At 67.4% G+C, this 21,449-nt stretch carries 16 protein-coding genes; 8 read left to right on the top strand and 8 right to left on the bottom strand.

The annotated features are described in order from the left end of the window. The first annotated feature begins 171 nt into the window (after positions 1 to 171). Genes ubiT through ubiV form a run of 3 tightly spaced genes read left to right on the top strand, consistent with a single transcriptional unit; the run spans position 172 to position 2,586 of the window. Entirely contained in the window at positions 172 to 678 is a 507-nt protein-coding gene (gene ubiT, locus MNI96_RS18240) for a ubiquinone anaerobic biosynthesis accessory factor UbiT (RefSeq protein WP_249695473.1), read from the top strand. Then, positions 678 to 1,655: a ubiquinone anaerobic biosynthesis protein UbiU gene (gene ubiU, locus MNI96_RS18235; RefSeq protein WP_249695496.1), complete on the top strand. Its 978-nt coding sequence runs from the start codon at positions 678 to 680 to the stop codon at positions 1,653 to 1,655. Before ubiT ends, ubiU begins: the two co-directional genes overlap by 1 nt. A 4-nt stretch (positions 1,656 to 1,659) precedes the next feature. Further along, positions 1,660 to 2,586, top strand: coding sequence for a ubiquinone anaerobic biosynthesis protein UbiV (gene ubiV, locus MNI96_RS18230; RefSeq protein ID WP_249695471.1), 927 nt, complete (start codon positions 1,660 to 1,662; stop codon positions 2,584 to 2,586). Here ubiV and mog read toward each other — a convergent pair. The 3 genes from mog to MNI96_RS18215 are packed head-to-tail and all read right to left on the bottom strand — an operon-like array spanning position 2,558 to position 3,989. Then, positions 2,558 to 3,106, bottom strand: coding sequence for a molybdopterin adenylyltransferase (gene mog, locus MNI96_RS18225; protein ID WP_249695469.1), 549 nt, complete (start codon positions 3,104 to 3,106; stop codon positions 2,558 to 2,560). The two genes, ubiV and mog, sit on opposite strands and share 29 nt — an antisense overlap. A 44-nt stretch (positions 3,107 to 3,150) precedes the next feature. Then, on the bottom strand, positions 3,151 to 3,411 hold the full coding sequence (locus MNI96_RS18220) for a cytochrome C oxidase subunit IV family protein (RefSeq protein WP_249695467.1): 261 nt from the start codon (positions 3,409 to 3,411) through the stop codon (positions 3,151 to 3,153). A gap of 5 nt (positions 3,412 to 3,416) precedes the next feature. Beyond that, on the bottom strand, positions 3,417 to 3,989 hold the full coding sequence (locus tag MNI96_RS18215; protein WP_249695465.1) for a cytochrome c oxidase subunit 3 family protein: 573 nt from the start codon (positions 3,987 to 3,989) through the stop codon (positions 3,417 to 3,419). Positions 3,990 to 4,164: 175 nt separating this feature from the next. Between MNI96_RS18215 and MNI96_RS18210 the strand changes: the two genes are divergently transcribed. From MNI96_RS18210 to MNI96_RS18195, 4 genes are all read left to right on the top strand, one after another. Continuing rightward, complete coding sequence (locus tag MNI96_RS18210; RefSeq protein ID WP_249695463.1) at positions 4,165 to 4,647, top strand: c-type cytochrome; 483 nt, start codon at positions 4,165 to 4,167, stop codon at positions 4,645 to 4,647. A 13-nt stretch (positions 4,648 to 4,660) separates the two neighbouring features. Next, positions 4,661 to 6,019, top strand: coding sequence for a cbb3-type cytochrome c oxidase subunit I (locus tag MNI96_RS18205; protein ID WP_249695461.1), 1,359 nt, complete (start codon positions 4,661 to 4,663; stop codon positions 6,017 to 6,019). 93 nt (positions 6,020 to 6,112) lie between these two features. Next, positions 6,113 to 6,931, top strand: a complete 819-nt coding sequence (locus MNI96_RS18200) for a CbbQ/NirQ/NorQ/GpvN family protein (RefSeq protein WP_249695458.1) — start codon at positions 6,113 to 6,115, stop codon at positions 6,929 to 6,931. 4 nt (positions 6,932 to 6,935) lie between these two features. Beyond that, positions 6,936 to 8,849 carry a nitric oxide reductase activation protein NorD gene (locus tag MNI96_RS18195; protein WP_249695456.1) on the top strand — a complete coding sequence of 638 codons (1,914 nt, stop codon included), beginning with the start codon at positions 6,936 to 6,938 and terminating at the stop codon, positions 8,847 to 8,849. A 3-nt stretch (positions 8,850 to 8,852) separates the two neighbouring features. Here the strand turns inward: MNI96_RS18195 and MNI96_RS18190 are convergent, their stop codons facing one another. From MNI96_RS18190 to MNI96_RS18180, 3 genes are all read right to left on the bottom strand, one after another. Further along, positions 8,853 to 9,917, bottom strand: coding sequence for a glycosyltransferase family protein (locus tag MNI96_RS18190; protein WP_249695454.1), 1,065 nt, complete (start codon positions 9,915 to 9,917; stop codon positions 8,853 to 8,855). Beyond that, positions 9,914 to 11,398 carry a class I SAM-dependent methyltransferase gene (locus MNI96_RS18185; RefSeq protein WP_249695453.1) on the bottom strand — a complete coding sequence of 495 codons (1,485 nt, stop codon included), beginning with the start codon at positions 11,396 to 11,398 and terminating at the stop codon, positions 9,914 to 9,916. Before MNI96_RS18185 ends, MNI96_RS18190 begins: the two co-directional genes overlap by 4 nt. A 92-nt stretch (positions 11,399 to 11,490) precedes the next feature. Then, positions 11,491 to 12,579 (bottom strand): DUF2793 domain-containing protein, encoded by a 1,089-nt coding sequence (locus MNI96_RS18180; RefSeq protein WP_249695451.1) that lies wholly within the window; start codon positions 12,577 to 12,579, stop codon positions 11,491 to 11,493. Positions 12,580 to 12,760: 181 nt separating this feature from the next. Between MNI96_RS18180 and MNI96_RS18175 the strand changes: the two genes are divergently transcribed. Continuing rightward, positions 12,761 to 13,417, top strand: coding sequence for a class I SAM-dependent methyltransferase (locus MNI96_RS18175; RefSeq protein WP_249695449.1), 657 nt, complete (start codon positions 12,761 to 12,763; stop codon positions 13,415 to 13,417). A gap of 62 nt (positions 13,418 to 13,479) precedes the next feature. Here MNI96_RS18175 and MNI96_RS18170 read toward each other — a convergent pair whose 3' ends face one another. Together MNI96_RS18170 and MNI96_RS18165 are read right to left on the bottom strand one after the other, a co-directional pair. Beyond that, complete coding sequence (locus MNI96_RS18170) at positions 13,480 to 16,350, bottom strand: HAD family hydrolase (protein ID WP_249695448.1); 2,871 nt, start codon at positions 16,348 to 16,350, stop codon at positions 13,480 to 13,482. A 25-nt stretch (positions 16,351 to 16,375) separates the two neighbouring features. Beyond that, positions 16,376 to 21,448 (bottom strand): glycosyltransferase family 2 protein, encoded by a 5,073-nt coding sequence (locus MNI96_RS18165; RefSeq protein WP_249695446.1) that lies wholly within the window; start codon positions 21,446 to 21,448, stop codon positions 16,376 to 16,378. Position 21,449 lies beyond the last annotated feature (1 nt).

Raw genomic sequence — 21,449 nt, 5'->3', positions numbered from 1 at the left:
CCTTGGAAAGGGTGTGCCTGCCTTAGCAAAGGGCATCGCCCGCGAAGTTGATGCGGATCAACAACGGCGGCAGATCGCCCCTCTATGGTGCGGGCCACCCGACCCCTTCCGCCGGAGCGCCCCATGCCGCAAGCCCTTGCAGATCCTCTGGACCATCGTGCGATACCGAAAATGCCCGCGCTGCTGGCGCTCGGCATCCGCCTGGTGCCGTACGGGCCGGCCGACCTGCTGCTGACGCGGGTGACCCGAAGAATTCTCGCAAGGCATGCGGGACTGCTGGAGCGTCTCGGCCCCTATCGCCGGACGCGCTTCGTGGTGACGGCAAGCGACGTGCCGCTGTCCTTCCTGCTCGATCTTGCCGGCGAGGCCCCGCTGGTCAGCCTCCACCGCGAACCGCCTGCGGGCGATGCGCGCATCACCGGGAGCCTTGCGGCCCTGGTCGGCCTCGTTCACGGGGTGTGGGACGGCGACGCGCTGTTCTTCTCCCGCGACCTGACCGTTGAGGGCGACACGTCGGCGGTGCTGGCCCTGCGCAACGCCATCGACGACGCGGAGCTCGACATCGGCGCAGAACTCGCCGGCCTCACCGGCCCCCTGTCGGACCTGGCCGCACACGCGATCGCCCGCCTGGAAGCGGCAACGGGCGTGCCGCTCACCCGCGCGGGAGGCGTGCGATGATGGAGCTGGTCTGCCCCGCCGGCACGCCGGCCTCGCTGCGCGCCGCGGTCGATGCCGGCGCCCACGCCATCTATTGCGGCTTCGCCGACGACACCAACGCCCGCAACTTCCCCGGCCTCAATTTCTCCCGCCCCGAAATGGCGGACGGCATCGCCTATGCCCATGCGCGCGGCGCCAAGGTGCTGGTTGCCATCAACACGTTCCCGCAGGCCGGCGAGACGGAGCTCTGGCACCGGGCGGTGAGCGACGCACAAGCGCTCGGCGCCGACGCGGTGATCCTTGCCGATCTCGGGCTGATCGCCCATGCGGCCGAGCGCCACCCCTCGCTGCGTCGCCATCTTTCGGTGCAGGCAGCGGCGGCGAACCCGGACGTCATCAACTTCCACGCAAGCGCCTTCGGCGTGAAGCGGGTGGTGCTGCCGCGGGTGCTCACCGTCGACGAGATCGCCTCGATCAACCGCGATATCGACGTGGAGACCGAGGTCTTCGTCTTCGGCGGGCTCTGCGTCATGGCCGAAGGGCGGTGTTCGCTCTCCTCCTACATTTCCGGCAAGTCGCCGAACATGAACGGCGTGTGCTCGCCGGCAAGCCATGTCGCCTACGCCGAAGAAGACGGCGAGCTGGCCGCGCGCCTCGGCGGCTACACAATCCACCGGACACCGAAGGACGCCCCCGCTCCCTACCCCACCCTGTGCAAGGGCTGCTTCAAGGTCGGTGCGCGTACCGGCTACGTCTTCGAGGACCCGGCGAGCCTGGACGCCTCGGAGCTGCTGCCCGCGCTCGCCCGGGCCGGCGTCACGGCGCTGAAGATCGAGGGCCGCCAGCGCTCGCGCGCCTATGTCGCGCAGGTGGTGCGCAACTTCCGCCAGGCGGTGGAAGCGCTCGCCGAAGGGCGCGATGTGCCGCTCGGCACGCTTGCCCGGCTGACCGAGGGACAGGCCGCGACCGCCGGCGCCTACAACAAGATCTGGAGATAAGCAGATGCAGCTGACCGTCGGCCCGATCCAGGGCTTCTGGGATCCGGGGCACTGGAGCGCCTTCTACGAGCAACTGGCGGACACGCCGGACGTGTCCCGCGTCGTCATCGGCGAACTCGTCTGTTCCAAGCGGCTGCCCTTCTACCAGACCCGCTTACCGGACGCGATCGCCCTGCTGCTGGCCGGCGGCAAGGATGTGGCCCTGACCAGCCTTGCCCTCGTGACGCCGCTCAAGCGGGAACGGCGGATGGCGGCGGAATTGGCCGCGATGGACCTGGAGGTCGAGGTCAACGATCTGACCATGCTGGCGCATCTCGCGCCGGACGCACGCTTTTCCGTCGGCCCCCTGGTGAACGTCTACAACGAGGGCACGCTGGCGGTCCTGAGGCGGCGCGGCGCGATGCGTGTCTGCCTGCCGCCGGAGCTGTCCGCCATCTCCGTCCGCCGCATCGCCGCGGCGACCGACATGCCGGTCGAGGTATGGGGCTGGGGGCGCCTGCCGCTCGCCATGTCCGGGCGCTGCTACCACGCGCGCTATCACGACCGGGCCAAGGACCAGTGCCAGTTCGTCTGCGCCGAGGATCCGGACGGGCTGGCCGTCGACACGCTCGACGACCAGCAGTTCCTGGCGATCAACGGGCTGCAGACCCTGTCCGGCCAGTGCGCGAACATGGCGCATCACCTGCCGGCCCTGCGCGAGGCCGGCGTTGCGGGCCTGCGCCTGTCGCCGCAGACGAGCGGCTTCTTCGAGGTGATCGAGCTGTTCGCGCATCTGACGGCGGGCCGCATCGATGCGGAGGAGTTTTGCGCCAGGGCCCTGCCGCATGCGCCGGGCGGGGCCTTTTGCGATGGCTTTCTCGACGGCCCGACCGGCGTATCCTGGTCGGGCTCCAAGGATCAGGTCAGGACGCAGCCGGCCGGAACGCCTTGAGCCGCGCCGGGTCGGTGTCGATGCGTGCCGCGCCGATCAGGTCGAGACAATAGGGTACCGCCGCGAACACCGCGTTCAGCGACGTGGCGATGCTCGCCGGCTTGCCCGGCAGGGTGATGATGAGGCTGGCGCCGCGCGTGCCGGCCTCCTGCCGCGAGAGGATCGCGGTCGGCACTTCGGCGAGATTGGCCTGCCTCATCGCCTCGCCGAAGCCGGGCAGGATGCGCGTTGCGACCTGGCCCAGCGCTTCCGGCGTCTCATCGCGCGGGGCCGGTCCTGTTCCGCCGGTGACCAGCAGCAGGTCGCACCGTTCCACATCGCACAGATGGCGCATCGCGCCGGCAACGCTGTCGACGCCGTCCGGCACGATGCGGCTGACGAACTCCCAGTCGCCGGTCAGATGCGCCCGCAGCCAGTCGAGCGCCGCCGGCCCGCTGAGGTCCTCGTAGAGGCCGGCGCTGGCGCGGTCCGAAACGGTGAGAATGCCGATGCGTGCCGGCCGGGCCGTGATGTCTGCCATATGCTCTGTCCTTAAGGGGAGGTCGTGATGCCGGAGGTCCGTTCTCATCCGGCGAGGGAGTAATGCGCGGCGGTGAAGACCGCGCCGATGGTGCCGCCCAGCGCGGCAACGAGGGCGATGAGGCCGTAGCGCCAGCCGGCCGGCGCCTCGCGCAGGCCGAGGAACTGCGTCAGCACGATCCATGCCTTGGCGAGCGCGAGCGCAAGGATCGACCAGACCAAGATGGGCGCCGGCCCGCCCGAAACCTCGAGCGAGACGACGGCGAGCAGCACCAGGACAATGGCGGCGAGATGCAGGCGGGCCATCGTGGTCACCCGATCAGGTAGATGACGGGGAAGACCAAGATCCAGACCAGGTCGACCATGTGCCAGAAGGCGGTGCCGGTCTCCAGGTTCTCCAGGCTGTTGTAGCGGGCGACCACGGCGAGCAGCACGAGGCCGGCGACCACATGCAGGGCGTGGAAGCCGGTGACGAGATAGTAGAGCTCGAAAAAGGTGCCGCTGTCCGGACCGTGCCCGACCGAAAGCTTGGCCGCGTATTCGGCACCCTTCACCACGAGAAATACCGCCCCGAGCGCCATCGCCGCCGAAAGTTGCGGCCGGCCGGAGCCGCCCGTCTTGCGCCCTTCGACGGCGAGCGCCGCGCACCAGCCGCTGGCGATCAGCACCAAGGTGTTGAGCCCGCCGAGCCGCACGTCCAGCACCGCCTGCCCCGCGGCGAACTCCATCGGGTTCAACGCCCGCGCCACCGAGAAGCCGACGAGCAACGCGCCGAAGACGGCAAGCTCGCCGAGAATCAGAATCCACATCATCGGGTTGCCGGGCAACCCGTCGAGCGGTCCCCATCCCTCTTCGGGCGTCTCGCCCGCAGCGTCGTCGTACATGCTCGCGCCTCCAGTCGGCGCGACCCTAGCAGGGGAAGGGCAGGCAGAGTTTGAGCGGGCTCAAACTCGCGTGGAGGTGGTGCGGGCGAGTTTGCGCTGGAACAACGTCCGCCCGGCGGCTTGGCCCTAGCTCTTGGTTCCACTGTCGGCATCCGCCAGCAACTGGAGAGCACATATGTCCGGACCAAGCGAACCGCATCGACCGCCGGTCGAGCGTTTCACCAAGTCGGCCGCCAGAAACATCTTCTACGGTGGCTCGATCTTCTTCTTCGTCGTCTTCGTCGGCCTGACCGCGCAAAGCCACTGGCACATCGTCACCAACTCGACCGACGAGGCGACGATGACCGCAGGCGTGGTCCGCGGCAAGCACGTGTGGGAGAAGAACTCCTGCATCAACTGCCACTCGATCCTCGGCGAAGGCGCCTATTTCGCGCCCGAGGTCGGCAATGTCTGGGTCCGCTACGGCGGCAAGGACGACCCGGAAGGCGCAAGAGCCGGCCTCATCGCCTGGATGCAGGCCCAGCCCACAGGCATCGAGGGGCGCCGGCAGATGCCCCAGTTCAACCTGACCGATCAGGAGCTGAACGATCTCGTCGACTTCCTGGAGTGGACGAGCCGGATCGATACGCAGGGCTGGCCGCCCAACGACGCGGGCTGAGGAGCACACCCCGATGAAATACGCTTCCCAAAGAGTGGCCTACTGGTACTTCGTCTGTGCCATGGTCCTGTTCGGCGTGCAGATCCTTGCCGGCGGCCTGGCCGGCACGGTCTATGTGCTGCCGAACACGCTTGCGGAACTGATGCCGTTCAACATCATCCGCATGATCCACACCAACGCGCTCATCGTCTGGCTGCTGATGGGCTTCTTCGGCTGCGCCTATTACCTGGTGCCGGAAGAGGCGGAGCGCGAGATCGAGAGCCCGTTCCTCGCCTATGTGCAACTGGTGCTGCTGATGGTCGGCGCGCTGGCCGCCGTCATCGGCTACACGCAAGGCATCCATGGCGGGCGCGAGTTCCTGGAGCAGCCGCTCTGGATCAAGATCGCCATCGTCGTGGTGGCGCTGATCTTCCTCTACAACGTGTCGATGACCGTGCTGAAGGGCCGGCGCACCGCCGTCACCAGCGTGCTGCTGCTGGGCCTGTGGGGCATTGCCGTGTTCTGGCTCTTCGCCTTCTACGCGCCGGACAACCTGTCGCTGGACAAGGTCTACTGGTGGTACATCGTCCATCTGTGGGTGGAAGGCGTGTGGGAGCTGGTAATGGCCTCGGTCCTTGCCTTCCTGCTGATCAAGCTGACCGGCGTCGACCGGGAAGTCATCGAAAAGTGGCTCTACTCCATCGTCGGCCTCGCCCTGTTCTCGGGCCTGCTCGGCACCGGTCACCACTACTACTGGATCGGCGCGCCAGGCTACTGGCAGTGGGTCGGCTCGATCTTCTCCGCGCTCGAGGTCGCGCCGTTCTTCGCGATGGTGGTCTTCGCCTTCACGATGGTCTTCCGCGGACGCAAGGACCATCCGAACCGGGCCGCGGTGCTGTGGTCGCTCGGCTGCACGGTCGGGGCCTTCTTCGGCGCCGGCGTGTGGGGCTTCCTCCACACCCTGTCTTTCGTGAACTACTACACGCACGGAACGCAGCTCACCGCCGCCCATGGGCACCTGGCCTTCTACGGCGCCTATGTGATGCTGAACCTGGCGCTGATCTCTTACGCAATGCCGTATCTGCGCGGCAAGGCGCCTTACCACCAGACGCTGAACATCGTCTCGTTCTGGCTGATGAGCGGCGCGATGATGGTGATGACCTTCGCGCTGACCTTCGCCGGCGCTGTGCAGGTCCACCTGCAGCGCGTGCTGGGCATGTCCTACATGGAAGTCCAGGACGAGATCGCCCCCTTCTACTGGGTGCGCCTCGGCTCCGGCGTCCTCGTCGTCATCGCCGCTCTGATGTTCCTGTGGTCGGTGTTCGGTCCCGTTCGCGAGCGGCGCAAGGCTGCCCGCGAGGGTCGTGCCGCCTCGCTGCAGGCCGCCGAGTGACAAAAGCCGGGCGCCGTACCCTCGGCGCCCGGCCTTCCCCCGCACACCCTTTCCAGACGCGCCCTCTCCCGGCGCTTCAAGGAGCGACCTCCGATGACCCCCGTGACCAATACCGCCGCCGCCGACGGCGAAACTCCCGACCTGCCCTACTATGCGGCCTCGGGAAGCGAGTGTGCGCTGTTCGAGCAGGCCTGGCGCAACCGGCTGCCGGTCCTGCTGAAGGGGCCGACCGGCTGCGGCAAGACCCGCTTCGTCGCCCATATGGCCGCGCGCCTCGGCCGCCCGCTCTACACTGTCGCCTGCCATGACGACCTCACCGCCGCCGACCTGACCGGGCGCCACCTGCTGAAGGGCGGCGAGACCGTCTGGGCCGACGGACCGCTGACGAGGGCGCTGCGCGAGGGCGCGATCCTCTATCTCGACGAGGTGGTGGAAGCGCGCAAGGACGTGACCGTCGTGCTGCATCCGGTCACCGACGACCGGCGCACGCTCACGCTGGAGCGAACCGGCGAGACGCTAGTCGCCCCGCCCGAGTTCATGCTCGTCGTCTCCTACAACCCGGGCTACCAGAACGTCCTGAAGTCGCTGAAGCCCTCCACCCGCCAGCGCTTCGTGGCAATGGAGTTCGGCTATCCCGACCCGGACACGGAAGCGGCCATCGTCGCCAGCGAGACCGGTCTTGCGCCCGACCGCTGCGTGCCGCTGGTGCGCATCGCCAATGCCCTGCGCGACCTCAAGGGGCAGGACCTCGACGAAGGTGCCTCGACGCGCCTCGTCGTCTATGCGGCCACGCTGATCAAGGCGGGCATGAAACCCGCAGCGGCCATCGACGCGGCGCTGCTGCAACCGCTCAGCGACGATCCGGACGTGCAGGCCGCGCTCGCCCGCGTCGCCGAACTGGCGCTGGGGTAACGTCATGTCGCTGTTCGAGCCGGAAGAGTTCGTCGGGTCGCATTGGCACAGGCTGGTGGGCGGCCTCACTACCCTGCCCCACCATCCGGACGCTGCGGTGACGCTCGCCGACATGCGCACGCGACTCGGCGTGCTGTTCCGGGCGATGGGCGGCAGCGGCGCGCTGCGCCTCGTCGAAAGCGCGCCGGCCGTCTCCGCGCATCGCCTGTCGCCGCTGCGGCGTATCGGGCTCGGCGCGGAGAAGATGAGCCTTGCGATCCTCGACAGGGCGACGCTGCGCCTGCCGCCGGTCATCGACAGCTTTCCCGACCGCGCCGACAATGTCGCGCTGTACGAATGGCTGGTCGCCTGGTTCGCCCATGCCGGCGAAGGCCGCGAGCGGACCGGCGACCCGCTGGTCGACGACCTCCAGCGCCTTCGGATGAGCATCGCCACGACCCGCGCGACGCTGCACGCCTGGCCGGGCCTGCGCCCGCAGTTCCACCGGCTGCGCGCGGCCGCCCTTGCGGTACGCCCGCAGCGCTCCCTTCCCGCCACCGAGATGCGGATCGAACAGACGATCCGCGCCCTGCTCGGCGGGCAGCGCGGCGAGGATACCGAAACGCTTCTCGCCCTGATCGAAAGTCCGGACGCGAGTCTTGCCGGCCTCAAGGCGCCGCGCGGCTACCGTACCTATCTGCCCGTGCCGCTGTTCGGCGAAATCCACGAGGACACCGGCGCCCCGCGTGCCGACGACGCCGAAGACCCCTCCGGCACCTCGATTGCCGTTGACGCCCGCCGCCGCCAGGCGGAGCGGCGCGACACCGACATGAGCGACCGCGGCGATCCGCTCTACTTCCACCGGTTCGAGACGATCTTCTCCCTGGCCGAGATGGTCAACGTCAACCGCCGGGTGGACGACGACGACGAGGACGGCGCCCGGCAGGCGGCCGACGACATCAGCGAACTGACCATCGGCAGCAACCGGCAGAAGGCCGGCGTGCGGCTGAAGATGGATCTCGATCTTGCCCCCTCCGAGGCCGAGGACGGGAGCTTGACGCAAGGGCTGACCTATCCGGAGTGGGACTGGAAGCGGCAGGCCCACCGGCCGGACCATTGCCGCGTCGTCGCCGCGCGTGCGCCCGAGACCGGCGATGTGTGGCGGCCGGACGAAGCCATGCAGAAGCGCATCCGCGCCGTCCGCCGCCAGTTCGAGGCGCTGCGGCCCCGGCGCATTGTGCTGCACGGGCAGCCCGACGGCGACGATCTCGACCTTTCCGCCCTGGTGCGCGCCGAAGCCGACCGGCGGGCCGGCAGTGCGGGTTCCGAAAACGTCTTCACTTGCGGACGTGCCGTGGAGCGGGATCTGTCCGTCGCCGTGCTGATGGACGTCTCGCTGTCGACCGACGCCTGGATCGGCGGGCACCGGGTCCTGGATGTGGAGAAGGCGGCGCTGCTCGCCCTCACCCACGGGCTGACCGCCTGCGGCGACGAACATGCGATCTACACCTTCACCTCGCGCAAGAGGCAAAGCGTGCGGGTCGACACGGTGAAGACCTTCGACGAGCCTCTCGGCCTCGCCGTCGAGCGCCGGATCGCGGCGCTCACACCCGGCCAGTATACCCGCATGGGAACGGCGATCCGCCACGTCGCCCGGCAGCTCGCCTCGAGACCCCAGCGGCATCGCTTGCTGCTTCTTCTGACCGACGGCAAGCCGAACGACATCGACTATTACGAGGGGCGCTACGGGATCGAGGACACGCGGGCGTCGATCCGCGAGGCGCGGCGGGCGGGGCTGACCGTCTTCGGCGTCACCGTCGACGAGGCTGCGCGCGATTACTTTCCCTACCTCTTCGGCAAGGGCTCCTATGCGATCATCAGCGATCCGGAGCGGTTGCCCGGCGCCCTGCCGGCAATCTACCGGCGCCTCGTCTCGTAAGGATCAAGTGCCGCCGTCCCCTCCGGCGACAAGGCCCGCCCAGAAACCGGCGACGGCTGTGCGGTCGCCGAGCCGGCGGCTGAGCGCAATGCCTCCTTGCGCAATGGCCCGCGCCTTCGCCCGGTCGCGGGCGAGCGTCAGCACCGCATCGCGGAACGCGGCCGGCTCATGCGCGGCAAAAACACCGTTGCGGCCGTCCTCGATCACCGGACCGAACACCGCCGTCGGCGTGTAGATGCCGGCCGCGCCCGCCACCGCATGCTGGTGCAGCTTGATGATCGAGCGCCCGTCATTGACCGGATTGACGGCGTAAGGCGCCAGCGCCACATGGTGCCGCGCCCTGTTCAGCCAGCGCTGAAAATCTTCCAGCACCATCGGCGCCCTATGCGCGACCCGCCGCGAGGCCGGCAGAAGCGCCTCGCCCTTGGCCCCGAGGAACGTCTCCACGCGCAGGCCGGGCTCGGCCCCGAGCGCCTCGGCGAGGCCCGGCGCGATGGCAGAAAAATCCTCCGCATGCGTTGCCGTGCCGAGGAACAGCACCCGCGTCTCGCGATCCTCGCCGCCGAAATGCGCGAGGTCGCCGGTGGGTGCGAGATCGGCCGGATGCAGGAAGGCGCCCGGCACCGGCGCCAGCCGCTCCAGCAGCCGGCGATTGGGGGCGACCGCCACGTCGACGAGTTCGAGCAGCCTTGGAAACAGGCCCGACAGGAACCGCGCAATCCGCCCCCTGTAGCGGGGGTCGAGCCGGATGTCGCTCGCCATCGCCCACAGATCGTCGTCGAGGAGATAGGCGATGCGCCCGCCCCTTGCCCGGAAGGCGGCGAGGAGCCGCAGGTCCCGCCCCGTCACGTAGCGTACGACCACGGCAAGGCGGCGCCCCGCCCCGTCGGTCAGCGTCAAGCCGTGCTGGCCGATGCGGCCGATCCGCAGCCCGGCGGCTGCAAGCTCCGGCTCGCAGATCTCCAGATAGTGATAGCGCGTCGGATAGGCGGTCTTCGGCCGGCCGGTGAAATGATCGAAGGCGGTGGCCAGCGCCGCCTTGCGAAACAGGTTCGGGCGCAGGATCACGCGGTGCCCTCAAGGCGAGCGAGCAAGACTGCCGCTTCCGGCGTCAGGCTGCGCTCGCCGGGCAGCGCAGTCAGGGCTCGCCAGGCCGGTGTTGCCTCGACATTCGCGACAGCCCGTACGGCACCGACATTCGCGTGCTCCCCTGCGCCCCTGAACTTCTCGCCCGGCCAGAACTCGAACGCCCATTCCACTCCGCGGAGCATCCAGTCCGGGCGGATCTTCAGCCGATAGGAATCGCGCAGCGCCCGCTCGAACAGGCAGATGTCGTGCAACAGAATCCACGCATCCGGCTCCATGACCTTGCACAGGGCAGCAAGGTCCAGCGCCGGGAAGGGATGCGCATGCTCGGCATCAAGGAACACGAGGTCAGGTCGGTGCACCTTCCCCTCCCCGATCAGCCGGTCAACATCGAACGCAGTCACGCCTGTAAGCAAATTGAACCGCGATGCCAGCCGGCCGGCCATCGCCTCCACCACCCAGCCGACCTTGTCGTCCGGCGCCGCATAGACGTGCTCGAGAAGATCGATGCTGTCGAGCCGGAAGCCATGCTCCAGCAGGCCCAGCCTCTCTGCCGATTCCAGGAAGAATGCCGACGAGACACCGGACGAAACACCGATCTCGAGGACGCATTTCGGACGCGTCTTTTTCATCCAGGCGTAGAGGAACGCGGCGTCGTTCGGAAGGATCGACCCGGCGGTGCCATCCGGCTTACGAGCGAAGAAATCGGCAATGAAATCGAGATCCTCGCCTTCGATGGCCACACCGTGCAGCGTTCTGAGCGGTGCAACGGTTCCCGAAAAGTCCTCGAGCTGACGGCGCAGCGTATCCTTGCGCGAGGCAGGTTTCCTGACCTCCAGCGTTACCCAGGCAGCAGCGGCGGCGTCCCCTCCCGACGTCGCCCGCCATGAAACCACCGCGCCGTCGCCGAAGAACGCCTCCCCGAGGGGTCGCTCTTCGCCGTCGCTGCAAAGCGAAAGTCCACCCGCGCCGATACGCAGCGACCAGGCCGGCCGCCCAATCGCCGTCTCGAACGAAACGGTGACGGATAAGGCGCCGCCCGGACGCAGGATCGCATACAGTGCCGGCAGGCTCGCCGCCGGATCGGCAAGCCACTTCGCTTGCCGGCAGACCACCAGATCGAAGGACGGCGCCGGCCAGATCTCCTGCACGGTCTCGGGCGAACCTGCGACGAGGTCGCCGCGCGAACCGATGCCGCAGTCGGACAGCAGCCTTTCGAGTCGCTCCGCCTCCGGTTCCAGCTGGCGGATACGGACCTTCCGGCCGGGCAGCCGGTTGCCGAGGCTGGTGAGCGGGCCGCACTGGATATCGAGGATGTCGACCACCGGCCAATCGCCGATCACCAGCCGGGCGAATTCCGGCTGGAGATCGGCTGCAGGCTTCAAGCGCTCACCGATCTCGCCATCCCGATTGCCGGCGCGGATCTGGTTGATCCACCACCCGATGCGTTCATCCGTCGTCATGCCCGGTCCGTATCCTCGTCTTGACCGCGGCACCATAGCCGAGCCTCGACAGGCTCGACACCCCTTGCGAACAGGCTATCGATGCGGTCCACTCAAACCGGATTTCCGTCCCGCATCTTCAGCCACTGCGCCCCGTCGGAATAGGCGAACTGGGCCCCTCCGGCCGCATCCGATACATAGGCGAGCGTGCCGGCCCCGACACTCGCGGCCGACGGCAGGGCAGCCTTGAGATAAGTTGCCATGCGCACCGGCCCCGCCACATGCAGCCGCGCCGTCGGATTTGCGGTTCCAACGCCGACCTCGCCGCCGCTGGCGATCCGGATCCGCTCGCTGCCGCCGGCAAACAACCGGTGCGACCGCGTCGGCGTGTCGAACACCGACATGATGTCCGCCTGCGCCCCGTAGATATAGAAGGCAGAGCGGTTCCAATCGGGAATGCCGATCCAGGCCTGGGTGCCATTCGGCCCGTTGTTGATCAGTTGGAGGAACGGGGCGGCTCCCGACAAGGACCGAATACCGCCCTCCACATCCAGTTGGCCGGCTCCCGGCGTGCGGCCCAGCCCCACCTTGCCGTTCGTGACATTGACAGAGACCACCGGCAGCCATGTGGCACCCGAATCGCTGACCTTTATCGTGAAATCGTCTGACCCGAGCAACCCGAGTTCAGCACGCCCAGAGTACCCTGTCTGAAAAATGATCGAAGCGGTTTCACCAGCAGCCCCTTTGTTTACCTTGAGGTTATGTCCTGCGTCCTCCCCATCGAACAGGCTGGCAACTCCACCCACGGCCAACCGGTTGTCCTCACCCGGCGTGGCATTGACCCCCAGTTGATCAAACGCACCCGGGAGATCCATCCAACCGTTCTCCTGCCATGCGACGAACTTCCCTTCGTCCTCGACCCAAGCCAACCAACCTGTTCGGGGGGCATGGAAGCGCCAGTCACCCGAGTGCCAGCAAGCCACGCAGCCGCCATTCCCGGCCCACGCTCCTGTTCCGCCTTCTGGCACGATGTGACGCGATCCGTCGTTGGGCGCCACCGGAGGATTTACCTCGCTCTTGGACGACACCGACAGATGTATCAGCGCATCGAGAACAGCCAACGCATCGTTGTGCGTGACATGTTTTTGCGCCTGTGCAGCAGCGAGCATCGGCAGCTTTAGATTGAGCGTCGTCTCGGACATCTTGCCCCCCTGACCTTTCCTGATGATCAAGACTAGCTCGCCCAGAGAACGCGAGGATAAGGCACCGCAATGGATGACAGGACCTGATTGATCCTCTAAACCTCAGGGATAGGCATTACCGTCAGGCTTGCAACAGCGGGATGTGGCGGAAAATGGTTGATGGTTGGAAGGAAGACTGCCTGTGAGCGAAGACGATCTCCGCAAGAATGTATACTCAGCACTCAAAGTCTTTCAGGACACGTTGCGCCTCTACCGGCAGCAAACAGGCAAGTCACCGGACTTTCTGATCGACGGAGCGTCTCCCGCAATCCCACGAGAATTGCTGGAGGGATGCAAGGTTCTGCCGCGCCGCGAGCATATTCTCGACGACCTTCCCAAAGGCGGTATCGGCGTTGAGGTCGGAACACAAGCCGGTCTGTTTGCCAGAACCCTTCTGGACAAGACGAAACCCAGCAAACTTTATCTGCTTGACCTCGATTATACGCCGTTTCGCCGACATCTGGTCGCCGCCGAGATCGATGCAGGAACAGTCATTACCAAAGAGGGCTCTTCTTGGGATCTTCTCGAAGAGTTCGACGACGGCTATTTCGACTTCGCCTATATCGACGCCGGCCATGGCTACGACATGGTCACTAAGGATCTCGCCGCTGCGATCCGCAAGGTCAAGAAGGGTGGGCACATCATCTGCAACGATTTTGTCGTGTGGAGCCCTCTGGAAGCGATCCCCTACGGCGTGCACAAGGCCGTAACTGAAACCATCGTCGCCAACAACTTCCGAGTGACCCATTTTGCGTTTCACCCGTACGGCTACTCGGACATCGCGTTCCTGGTAGATTGACTGCGATATATCAGAGGCATACGACTCAAGAAGAAAAAGGGCGGATAAACGCCCCTTTTCTTCTATCTCGCTAGGAATTTAGAATATACTGCCAACTCAAGAGACAGTGCACGCATCTGGTTCATGCGCGTGCTGATCACGTGCTGGTAATCTCCCCAGTCTCGATACTCCTTGAACGCCTCGCCGTAGAGAAATTCGGCGAGTCTTTCTTCCTGCGGCCAACCCTGAAGCCGTTCCTTCCGCACTGCGTCCAGTTCACCAGAGCGGCGCGTAACCTCATCAAAATCGACTGCTCCTCCAAATTTGGCCTGAGCATACTCATAAAGCTTGAGATCCTGAGCGGTATTTCCATCGGGAATCTCGATATTCTTTCCCTTTTCGTCCGCCGGCCTCTGGTTATGGTTCACCTGCTCGGGGGAGATATCAAGGCGTCGGAAAACAATATCTGCCGCGGCCTCCAGATTTTCGGAAAAGTAGACATGATCGAACATGTCGATCACCCGCTGCGCCCGCTCGAACAGCGACCCTTCACTGCCTGCGAATGTTGGAAACCGGTGAATGAAAAACTGGCAGATCGGGTCCGAAGTATAGTCCAGGAACCGTTCCAGCGACAGCGGCTCGTTGCCGAGCGACCGAGCCATTCGCAAATGATAGAGATACATGCTTTCAAGTCGCGCCCTGGGCTCGCGCAAGCCCGTAAACAGGAACACAGGCGACTTGAAATACTTCAGCATTTCTTCGTGTATCGAATGTCCCCACACGAATTTGAGCTGATCACGCCTCGGCAACTGCATGATTTCGGGACGGCCCAGCATGAAGTTTTCATGCATGCTCGTGTTTTGATAGATCTTATGTTCAGGAAGACATGACTGTACACGCTTCAATATCGTCGTCCCGGCACATTTCGGAACATGAACGCCCACACAAACAGCCATAAAGTCTACCTTTTCCAGCGCAGCAGCGACTATCAACCCACGTTCCACAATCGGTAGCCCTCGGGAGACCGGTCCGTCAAGGCAGTGCTGGTCGCGGTGGCGCCGTAGTTCGCCGCGATCCGCAGCCGGCCGATGATCTCGACCTCGTCGCGGGACGGCCGGCCGAGCAGCCGGTCGAGCCCGCGGAAGGCGTCGGCCGGATCGAGCGCGTCGGCGCCCAGGCGGGGATTGGCCAGCATTTCCTCGACGAAGGCGAGCGCCGCTTCCTGGATTGGGGCGATGGCCTCCGCATGCTGGCGCTCCTCGTCGGCGCGTTCTTCGCACAGGGCGATGATCCCGTCCCCGTCGCGGCGATAACCCGCCGTCGAGCCGTGACCGGCGGTGTGCAGCAGTTCGACAAGGCTCGGGCTCTTGCGCAGCGCCTGCGCCCGCGGCGTGCCGTCGAGCGAGAACAGATAGCCCGCCGCATCGAAGCCGGTCAGCGCCGCCCTGTCGAGGAAGAGGCCGAGATAGCGCCCCGCCAGATGGCCGGTCCAGCCGCGCGCGCAGCACCTCTCCCAGCCCCTTCTGCAGCGAGCCGTGCCAGCCGATATCGACCAGCGTCACCGCCTCCGCGCCGAGAACTCCTTCCTGCGCCAGATAGCCGGCGAAGAGATGCGCATGCGCCTGGTTGGCGGCCTGCAGCGCTGCCCGGCATGCCTCGAAGAGCTTGGCGAACCGCCCTGCCCCGGCCTTGTCGCCGATCGCCACCACATCCTGCGGCGACGAGAAGCCCGCAGCTCGGATCTGCGTCCCGAACTCCTGCGGATCGAGCCCCCAGCGCGCCAGCGCATCCGCCGGCGTCAGGCGGGCCCAGTTCTGGGCGAAGAGCGCGGCCGCCGCCTCCGGCTCGCTCACCGCCCGAGCCCGGTAGATCGCCTGGCGCGAGACCATCAGGTAGCGGCTTTCCGTCTTCGTGCCGAAGCGCCGGCGGAACAGGTCGAAGGCCCGCTTCATCACGAGGCCGTCGCGCGAGCAGAAATGAAGCGCCGGCGTCTCGTTCGCCTGCGCCTCCTGGTGCAGCCAGCCGGCCATGCCGAACAGCAGCGGACCGAGGCATTCGCGGCCGACCCGCTGCAGCACCGGCAGGTCCTCCGGCTCGCGCGGCGCGATGCCGGAGCCGAAGAGGTCGTCCGCCACGGCCGCGAAGACCGCGCTCGAAGGCTGCGGGCTGGGATTGCGCCAGTCGATCCGCCAGCGGCCGACCAGCCGCCCCGCCGGATTGCCGACGCGCAGATGCGCGATGCCGGATTGCAGCGCGCGCGAGCCGTCCGACCACGGATTGTCGCCGAGATGGGCGATCTGCCGGGGCGTCACGCCCATCTCCTCGCAGACATGGGCATAGAGATCGCCATGATGCTTGGTGCGGTCGATGTCGCAGGAGACGAACAGCCGTTCGTGGCCCGCGTAGCCGTTGCGCGACAGCGCCGCGTCGATGAAGTCGGCGCTGGAGTAGAAATCCGAGACGAGGACGACGCGCTTTCCCGCCTTGACTGCCCAATGGTAGATCGGTTCGACGCTCGGAACCGGGGCGAGGTGCTCAAGCTCGACCTCCTGCTCGATCCGCTGCGCCTCGGCGAGCGCGGCATGAGAAACGCTCGCGCGCCCCAGCGTCGGCAGCAGCGCGTTCATGCGCGCATACATCTCCGCCAGCGTGACTTCGTGGCCGCGCCGCGCCTCCAGCGCACAGCGGGCATCGCGCTCGCCGCGCATGCGCAGACGCGCAAACTCCGCCGCCGACAGACCGAGCAGCGGGCCGGCCCGCTCGCCGATCGTCAGGAACAGGTCGATGGGCCGGAACACGCCCTCGCGCCGCAGCAGCGTCTCGAAAATGTCGAAGGAGATCACGTCGAAGGGCGCGAGCCGGCGCAGGACGACGTCCAGTTCCTCGCCCGCATCCGCGGGGATTGCGGCAACGGGAAGGCGCGCCACGTCCAGATCGAGATGGTTCAAGGTCATGAGCGTTACCCTCGCGCGCGCCCGATCAACGACGCTTGGTGATCAGCTTCTCGATATGCTTCATGTGCTCGCCCCGGTCGTTGAGCAGCTTTTCCAGCCAGTGTATGTGCTGGCGCAGCTGGTTCAGCTGGTCGGTGACCTCCCGGTGCATCTCGCCCATGTAGAGCATCTGCCCGTCGCCGCGGCCCTCGCCCACGCCATCGCGCATGTGCCGGTTGATGTAAAGCGCGCGCTGGATCCGATGCACGTCCTTCTGCGCCACGACCGTGTTGCCGTACTCGCTCGTCGTGCCGGCGGAGCGGTGGTGGTAGAAGGCGAGCGGCTCGCGCAGCACGTCGATGCGGAAGCGCTGCGCCGCGCGCAGATGGAAGTCCCAGTCGCCCAGCACCGGCAGCTCGCCGTCGAACAGGCCGACCGTTTCCATCACCACCCGGCGGAACAGGAAGGAGATCGGCGGGAACTGGTTCTCCACCGAAAGCCGGGTCAGCTCCAGCGCCTCCATGTTCTTGAACAGGAAGCGCTGGCGCTCAATGACCTCGTCGCCCTCGATATCCTCGATCACCACCGTGGCATGGGTGACCACGCCGCCGACATCCGGCGGCGACGTGTCGAGATGGGCGATGCAGCGCTCCAGGAAGGTCGGGGCCCAGGCATCGTCGTCGTCATGCACGACGAGGAACTCGCTCGCCGAGTTGGTGACGCCGGCATTCGAGGCGTTCTCCATGCCGGTCGAGACCGGATTGTTGATCACCAGCACCCGCCCCTGGAAAGCGGCGCGGCGCGCCTCCACCAGCTGACGCACCGGCTCGGGATCGCCGCCGTCGTTGACCACGACCAGCGCCCAGTCGGTGTAGGTCTGCGACAGCACGCTGTCGAGCGCGCGCTGCAGCAAGATCGGCCGGTCTTTGGTGCGCATGATCACGGCGACGCGGCCATAGGCGATGCGGCCGGCGACCGGCAACCCGCTGCGGGCCGGCAAGTGCGGATCGACCGGCGGCTGGCCCCAGCGCTGGGTCAGACCCTGCGCCAGCATCAGCATGCGGTGGATGCCGTGCGGCAACTCGTGGGAATAGGCGCGGATGTTGCGCTGAAAATCGACCTGCGCGCTCTCGCGCCCGCGCAGCATGCTTTGCGCCGCCACCCGGTACCAGAAATGCGCCCGGTTCAGCAGCTCGTGCCGCAGGCCGAGCGTGCTCGCCCGCGCAAACAGCTCCCAGTCCTCGTGGCCGCGGCCGAAATCCTCGGTGAACCCGCCGATGGTCTCGAAGGCGGCCCGGGTGATCAGCATGTTGGCATCGCCGAAGCAGTTGGACAGCACGCCGACGGCAAGATCGGGGATCAGCGGCACGCCGATCTCACGCGGGATGTCGCGGCCCGGCTCGATGGCATCGGTGCCGTCGAACATGGCAAAGCGCGACGTGACGATGTCCGCCCCCGTCGCCAGATGCGCGTCGACGAAGGCGTCGATCATACCCGGATGGGCAAGATTGTCGTCGTCCATGAAGACGATCAGCTCGCCGGTGGAATTGCGCACCGCCGTGTTGCGGGCCGCGCCCAGATAGCTGTTCGGCTGGCGCACGACCTTGCCGTTGACGCCGGCAAGCTCCGCCTCGATCTCCGCCAGTTCCCCGGCGATGCCCGGCACGGCGCTGCCGTCGTCGACGACGACGATCTCCAGCTCCGGATAGCCGCAGGCCAGCACGGAGGCGAGCGTCTGCCGCAGCAGACTGGTGCGGTTGAAATGGCTGATGCAGACGCTGACGCGCGGCCGCGAGGCAGCGCTCGCGGCGGTCGCCGGTTGCGGCACGGCAGCCTCGATCTCTCGCGCCAGGGCAGCGCCCATTGCAGCTGTCGCAACGCCCGAGGGCTGCGGCGCGCGGGTCCCGGCGAGCGTTGCCTCCAGCGCATCGGCAAGGTCGGTGGCATTGCCCGCCCGCACGGAGGTCAGGTCGGCCAGGGGTAGCCCGGCAGCGACCGCCAAGCCGTCCCAGGCGGAGCCTTCCACCGCCGGCAGGCGAATGCCGATGCCGTTTGCGGCGAACGAGCCGAGCAGCCCGGCGAAACTGTCGAGCGTCAGGTCGAGATGGATGCGCAGGCCGAAGCGCCACTTGCGGGCCCGCTCGCGGATATAGGCGCTGGCGCGCCGGCCGCGCACCCAGTCCTCGGTGCCGGCGAAGACCACGCCGACCGTATCCGGATCGAGGCCCGGGCGACGCATCAAACGGTCGAGGGCATCGCAAAGCTGGACGAGGCCGGTGCGGGTGCGCAAGGGGGCCGCAAAGACCAGCCAACGGCGCGCGTCCGCCTCCTGCGGGAAACCGGCGGCACTTGCCGCCGTGCCGATCTCCGCCGGGACGACGAGCGCGCGCTCGCCGACGGACGGCTCCAGGGCGGTGCAGGTCTCCAGCACCTGAGCGGAGGGCGCAAGGATCCGGGTGCAGGCGGCAAGGGCGGCCTTTTCCAGCGCCTCTTCCACCAGCAGTTCGGGCCGTTCCAGCAGCTGGTCGCGGTCGAGCAGATCCTGCACGGCGAAGGTGTCGGCCAGAATCACCACCTGCGTCGTGGTGGGCAGCAGGCCCTGGCGGCGCGAGGCGGCGCAATAGGACAGGATGCCGGACCGGCTGGTGCCGGCGATCAGCGAGAAGGCATTGGCCCGCGCCCACAGGTCCAGCGCATAGGCGCGCTCCTGCGCACCGCCGGCCGTCGAGGGCAGCACCGCCTGCGGCAGCGGCACGAAGGCTGCGGCCGCCAGCAGGGCCGCATTCTCGCGGCCGATGAGATCTTCCACCAGCGGGGCGAGATCGCCGCTCGCACCGCGCAGCGAGGCGCGGTGGCCGCAGGAGACGACGGTGATCGGCGCGACGCCGGCGCGCGCGGCAGCGGCCGCCGCCAGCAGCACGGCACGCGCCTCCTCGCGCGACTGCGCATTGGCCAGCGGATCGGGCATGACGAAACAGGCACCGGCGCGGCCATGACCGGCATCCTGCAGCCGGTAGGCCCCGGCGCCGAGGGCGACCGCCTGGTCCAGCAGCACCCGCCCGTCGAACGTGGCGCGCACGCGCACCGCCGCCTTTTCCGGCAGGGCGCGCTCGAAGCGGAAGCCATGCGCATCGGTGAGGAAGCTTTCGGCGGCCAGCTGCGGATGGGAATCGCGCGCGGGGCGCGTCTCCACCACCTTGCCGTCGACGATCAGCGAGACCTCGGCGACCGCCTCGCCGTCCCAGGGCAGCACCACCCAGCCGGACACGACGCCGCCGAAATATTCGACGCGGGTCAGCGCATTGGTGCGCGGTTCGCCCGCGCGGAACATCAGCGGCCGCTCGGGCCAGCGGCGCTCGTCGCCGACGATGCGGGCCTCGACCCGGTGCGGCAGCCCGTCGCGCCAGCGCGCCGAGATGGACACCGCGAACCGGCCGACACCGGCATCGTCGTCCGGCAGCCCGCGTGCCACCTCGATGGCCACCGGCTTGTCGTCGATCAGGATCTCCACGGCCGTTTCGCGGTTGTCCTGCCAGCGGTCGGCGACCTTGCCCGATATCCGGTCGTCGGCAATGTCCATCGACAGGTCGAAGCGGCGGAAGGCAAGCTCCCGCGAGACCGCCACGGCACCCGCCTTGCCGTCGGCATCCGCCACGCCGATACGGACCTTGTGGGTTCCGTCTTCCAGCTTCAGAGCCGGCACATGCGTGTCGAAGGAGAAGGACGGCGCGGCGGAAATCTCCGCGACCCGCCCCTCGCCGATCCATATGCCGCAGGCCCCGCTCGCTGCCGTCAGCAGCAGGCCCTCGCCTGCGATCCTGCGGTCGGAGACCTCTTTCACCGCAACCACAAGCGAACCGTCGGCGGCGATGTGCAGCGGCACCTGCGCCGAACCGGCCGGCTGGCCGTTGGCGCTCACGGCAACGCGCACCGTCACCGGCCCATTCTTGCCCCCCTGCATGCCTGCGGACTTGATCAGGGCGGCGATGTCGGCAGGCGCCGCCCGCCAGGAAAAGGCATGCAGGGCATCGGTCGCGCCCTTGTGCACCACCTTGCCGTCGAGCGAGATCTCGATATCCACCGATCTGCCGGCGCCGTGCGGCAGCCAGGCCGAACCCTCGACGGCGAGCGGCGTCAGCAGCGACAGCTCGCAGCGCACCTTGGCGAAGCTGCGGGCCTGCACCACGTAGAACGGCTTGGGCCGTCCCTTGCATCGCAGCTCGATGGCGTGCGAACGGCCGTCGCGCAGAACGGCCGGGATAGCGAAGCGGAACATGCAGGAGCCGCCGGCCTTGCCGGCATCGGCAAGATCCTGCCGGTAGAGGTCGGCCACGGTCTCGGCAAGAACGACGCCGTCCTCGACCAGTTCCAGCGGCAGGCGTTTTTCCGGCGTCGCCGGGGCCCAGATCCAGCCGACGATCCCCTCGTCGCTGACCGTGTCGATAGCGAAGTCCAGCGCCGAGGCGGAGGCCGCCTGCGGAAAGACGTGAAACGGCACGCGCGCGCCGGCAAGCCGCAGGCTGAGCCGCGCCGGCGGCGTCTTCGCCACCTCCTCCGGCAGATGCATGTCGAACGCATGGGCGCCGCCGCCCTTGCCGGCCTGCTTCAGGTCCTCGCGGTACCCGTCGGCAGTGGCGGTGGCGACCACCCGGCCGTCGGCCACGGCCTCGATGCGCAGACGCTCGCCCGGCCGCTTCGGCATCCAGGCCCAGCCGGTGATGCGGCCTGGCGTCTTGCTGTCGATGTGGAACTGCACCTTGCCGGCGGCAACGCGCGGCGCCTGCCAGAACGGGCGACGCGCGCCCTTGCAGCGCAGGCCGAGCCGGCCGGTGACGCCCGGTTCCGGCAGGGTGATCAGGAAGCCATGGGCACCGTCGCCCTTGCCCGCTTTCAGCAGGTCGTCGCGGAACTGATTGGCCTCGACCGTGGCGACGACCTGCGCGCCGTTCAGAATCTCGATGCTGATCCGCTCTCCAGGACGCTCCGGCCACCAGGCCCAGCCCGCGATCAGCATCGGTCCCGTCTTGTCGACATGGAAATCGGGACGCGGCCCGCGCCAGAAGACAAGATTGGCCAGCAGATTCTTCTTCGAAGGCCTGTTCGTCCCAGTGTTCAACATC

The organism is Stappia sp. WLB 29, from assembly GCF_023507705.1.
Classification (GTDB): Bacteria; Pseudomonadota; Alphaproteobacteria; order Rhizobiales; family Stappiaceae; genus Stappia.
Note: the sequence above shows the minus strand (reverse complement) of the source record. Positions and strands in the feature narration are given on the sequence as shown.

What these genes read in the sequence shown, in the direction of transcription:
- ubiT (WP_249695473.1), top strand. Translation starts at nt 172, where the DNA reads ATGCCCGCGCTGCTGGCGCTCGGCATCCGCCTGGTGCCGTACGGGCCG.
- ubiU (WP_249695496.1), top strand. Translation starts at nt 678, where the DNA reads ATGGAGCTGGTCTGCCCCGCCGGCACGCCGGCCTCGCTGCGCGCCGCG.
- ubiV (WP_249695471.1), top strand. Translation starts at nt 1,660, where the DNA reads ATGCAGCTGACCGTCGGCCCGATCCAGGGCTTCTGGGATCCGGGGCAC.
- mog (WP_249695469.1), bottom strand. Translation starts at nt 3,106, where the DNA reads ATGGCAGACATCACGGCCCGGCCGGCACGCATCGGCATTCTCACCGTT.
- MNI96_RS18220 (WP_249695467.1), bottom strand. Translation starts at nt 3,411, where the DNA reads ATGGCCCGCCTGCATCTCGCCGCCATTGTCCTGGTGCTGCTCGCCGTC.
- MNI96_RS18215 (WP_249695465.1), bottom strand. Translation starts at nt 3,989, where the DNA reads ATGTACGACGACGCTGCGGGCGAGACGCCCGAAGAGGGATGGGGACCG.
- MNI96_RS18210 (WP_249695463.1), top strand. Translation starts at nt 4,165, where the DNA reads ATGTCCGGACCAAGCGAACCGCATCGACCGCCGGTCGAGCGTTTCACC.
- MNI96_RS18205 (WP_249695461.1), top strand. Translation starts at nt 4,661, where the DNA reads ATGAAATACGCTTCCCAAAGAGTGGCCTACTGGTACTTCGTCTGTGCC.
- MNI96_RS18200 (WP_249695458.1), top strand. Translation starts at nt 6,113, where the DNA reads ATGACCCCCGTGACCAATACCGCCGCCGCCGACGGCGAAACTCCCGAC.
- MNI96_RS18195 (WP_249695456.1), top strand. Translation starts at nt 6,936, where the DNA reads ATGTCGCTGTTCGAGCCGGAAGAGTTCGTCGGGTCGCATTGGCACAGG.
- MNI96_RS18185 (WP_249695453.1), bottom strand. Translation starts at nt 11,398, where the DNA reads ATGACGACGGATGAACGCATCGGGTGGTGGATCAACCAGATCCGCGCC.
- MNI96_RS18180 (WP_249695451.1), bottom strand. Translation starts at nt 12,579, where the DNA reads ATGTCCGAGACGACGCTCAATCTAAAGCTGCCGATGCTCGCTGCTGCA.
- MNI96_RS18170 (WP_249695448.1), bottom strand. Translation starts at nt 16,350, where the DNA reads ATGACCTTGAACCATCTCGATCTGGACGTGGCGCGCCTTCCCGTTGCC.
- MNI96_RS18165 (WP_249695446.1), bottom strand. Translation starts at nt 21,448, where the DNA reads ATGTTGAACACTGGGACGAACAGGCCTTCGAAGAAGAATCTGCTGGCC.